The 3,387-nt window shown below is 64.8% G+C and carries 2 protein-coding genes and 1 pseudogene; 1 reads left to right on the plus strand and 2 read right to left on the minus strand.

The genetic code is table 11. From position 1 onward, the window contains the following. Together EHS19_RS03330 and EHS19_RS03335 are read right to left on the minus strand one after the other, a co-directional pair. Positions 1-255: pseudogene (locus EHS19_RS03330) on the minus strand (FHA domain-containing protein FhaB/FipA); the annotation flags it as partial. A 23-nt stretch (positions 256-278) separates the two neighbouring features. Beyond that, positions 279-980: an FhaA domain-containing protein gene (locus tag EHS19_RS03335; protein WP_151916383.1), complete on the minus strand. Its 702-nt coding sequence runs from the start codon at positions 978-980 to the stop codon at positions 279-281. A 253-nt stretch (positions 981-1,233) separates the two neighbouring features. Here EHS19_RS03335 and EHS19_RS03340 point away from each other — a divergent pair. Beyond that, positions 1,234-3,387, plus strand: a 2,154-nt coding sequence (locus EHS19_RS03340) for a DPP IV N-terminal domain-containing protein (protein WP_241677051.1), incomplete at its 3' end; no start/stop codon positions are given.

Here is a 3,387-nt window from a genome sequence, read left to right on the forward strand (position 1 = left end):
GCGATTGGCGGCATTGGCGACGCCGGCTGCGTTGACCGCGTTGGCTGCGTTCATTGGCGCAGGGGCGGGCGACGCGACGGGCGCAGGTGCCTCGACGGCCTTGCGGGCGCGACGCTCGTTGCGACGATGCGCGCGCGATTTGCGGGGACTGAACGATTCGATGTCCCTGTGCAGCGAACGCACCGCCAGCCATACGAATACCCACAGCAGGATCAGGAATCCATACTTGAGGATCGCGAAGGTCAGTTCGGTCATACGGAAACGCTTCCTACTGGAGGCTACTGCTGATCCTGCGACGAAGCCCAGTACAGGATGCGCGTGCGGCCAATGGTGATCGTGTTGCCGTCGAGCAGCGTCGCCGCGGGGACCTGATGCCCTTCGACGTACGTGCCGTTGGTGGAGCCGAGATCGCGGGCGATCACGCCGTTGGGCGTGATGTCGATCTCCAGATGCTTACGGGAGATGCCCGCATCGTCGATGACGATGTCGCAGCCGGAGCCGCGGCCGATCACGGTCTTCTCCTTGGTGAGCAGGTACTGGTTGCCGTTGATCTCCAGCATCGGGTGATCCTGCGCCTGGCCTTCGGTGGTGACGGGCACCGCATTGCCCTGCACCGATTCGGAACTCAGGTTGAAGTTGCCCTTGGCGAGTTCGAGATCCTCCTCGAAGATCACGACCACCGGGCCGACGAACGCATAGTGCTGGCTCTTCGCATACTGGGTGAGGTTGTCCGCCAGTTCGTTGGCGAGGGTTTCGCTGCCCCACTGCTCGATGCGGTCGAAATCGGGCGTGCTCAGCTTGAAGCGGTACTCGTTGGGGGCCACCGTGCGGTCGCGGCCAACGGGCATGGCTTCGGCGTCGATTTCACGCTCAAGAGCACTGGAAAGGTCGACGGGCTGAAGATCCTTGGCCCCGATCTTCGCGAACACCCCGTTCACGGCACCTTCCACACTCTTTTCAAAACGGTCGAGAACGCTCATAGTGATCCCTTTCTAATCTTTACCCATCCTACGCGGCAGTGGGGAACGAGAACGAGAAAAACACACAATTCGGGTCGTATGGGCGCAAAACAATCACGATTTTGCGCTGCGACCCATGTCAGACCCATGCCAGACCCGGGTCAGGGGAACCGCGCCGCGTGACCTGCTGCGCGCCGGCCGACGCATCCAAGCCGACGCGGCAGCACCGACGCATCAACCGCAGCGCGGACGCAACGCTACTACAGTGGTGCTCATGACTGATATGCACAACGACAATCCACGCAACCCCAATCCGCACAACGACACCGTCGCGAGCGCCGATGCGACCGGTGCAATCAACGCGACCGGCGCCGCCAACGCGCCCACCGCCACCGACACCGCAGCCGCAACCTCCACGCCCGCGGCACCAGCAATCCGCGAGTTTCCGCGCCGCAAGGCACGCACGCTGCGCTTCGGCTGCGGCGCGCCGCGGTCCGCGCGCGTGATCGGCGACGGCACGCGCGCGCTGTTCCTGCGTTCGGACGGGCCGGAGGATCTGGTGACCGCCCTGTGGATGAGCGTGGTCGGCGCCGACGGCACGCATCGCGAGGTCCTGCTTGCCGATCCGCGCGAACTGCTCGCCGATGCCGACGACGAGGACGTGCCCGCCGAGGAGAAGGCGCGCCGCGAACGCGCCCGCGAAGGCGGCTCCGGCATCGTCTCGTATTCGGTCGATGCCGCCGGGCGCCGCGTGGTCTACACGATCAACGGCCGGCTGTTCCTCACCGAGATCGACGAGGACGGCGACGGCGCGCGCACGCGCGAGCTCGCCGCCGCATGGCTGGATGCCGATCCGGAGATGTACACGCCCGTGCTCAATCCGCGCATCAGCCCGGATGGCGGGCATGTGCTGTACACAACCGGCGAGCATCTCATGCTGGTTGACATCGCTGATTGGAACGGCGCCGCCGCCTGGGGCAGTGCCGCCGATTGGCGGGACGAGCCGGCTGGCGATGCGCAGGATGGCGTATTCGTCGCCGCGGATATCGACGAGGCATCGATCAGCGAAGGGCTGTTCACCGCCGACGATGCAGCCGACACAACCATCGATGCCACCGACACAGCAGCAACCGACGCAACCGATGCAGCCGGTGCCGCAGCAACAAATGCAGCCGCCAACCCAGCAACAAATGCAGCAACCGACGACCGCATTACCGCGATCTACGGCGTCAGCGTCGAGGACGAGGACGGCAATCCGGCCGAAAACACTTGGAAAATCGGCCTTGCCGAATTCGTCGCCGGCGAGGAGATGGACCGGTACGACGGCTTCTGGTGGGGGCCGGATTCGCGGCACATCCTGTTCGAGTCGTTCGACACGGCCGACGAGCCAAGCTGGTATATCAGCGATCCCGCGAATCCCGAGCATCCGGCGGACGGTCGCCGCTACCCACGCGCGTTGACGACCAATGCCGACGTCTATCTGACGCTGATCGAAGTCGACTATGACGACGATGACCGCTATGCCGGCATCGTCGCCAACAACGATGTCGATTGGGATCGCGAATCATACGAATACGTTGCGGCAGTGAGCTGGAGCAGCGGCCACGATCCGCTGGTGCTCGTGCAGAACCGCCGACAGACCCGCGATCAGGTGCTGCTGGTCGCAACGGGCAGCGCCACCGATGCCGGTTCCTCAGCGGCCGCCGGTTCGACCCGCGTGCTGGAGGAGCACGCCAACGATCAGTGGATCGATCTGATTCACGGCACGCCTGCGTTCACGCCGGACGGCCGTCTGGTCTGCTCGCTCAACGACATGGAGACCGACACGAACCGGCTGACCGTGGACGGACGCGCGTTCACTCCGACCGGCTGGCAGGTGCGCGAAGTGCTTGACGTGACCGATGCGGACGTGCTGTGCGTGGTGCAGCGCACGCCCGAGCTCGCCGGTGATCTGCCCGGCGAATGGGCTGTTTCCGGTGGTCTCGGGGTCGGCGAATCGCAGGTTGCCGATGACGCGCGGGTTGCTGACGACGCGCAGAACGGACGCAATACGCACGATGCGCACGATGCACGCAGCTTCGATGTGGTGAGTTTCGGGTTCGACGGCACGATCACGCCGATCACCATTGAACCCGGCAACTGGACCGCTTCGCGCGGGACGCGCGGCTTGGTGGTTTCCGGCCGCGACATGGCGCACGCCCGGTCGCGCATGTGGCATATCACCGACGTTTGCACAGACGGACACTGCAACAACGGGCACTGTACAGACGGGCATTGCGCAGACGGGCACTGCGCAGACGATGACGACGAACCGACTGCCGCGCATTGCGTTTCACATGATGTTTCACGCGACGAAAGCGACTGCGGAAACAGCTGCGCCTGCGGCGGCCACGATAACGGATGCCGTCGCACTGCCGCGAACCGATTC

Origin of the sequence: Bifidobacterium jacchi, assembly GCF_009078285.1 — a bacterium.
In the GTDB taxonomy this organism is placed as follows: domain Bacteria; phylum Actinomycetota; class Actinomycetes; order Actinomycetales; family Bifidobacteriaceae; genus Bifidobacterium; species Bifidobacterium jacchi.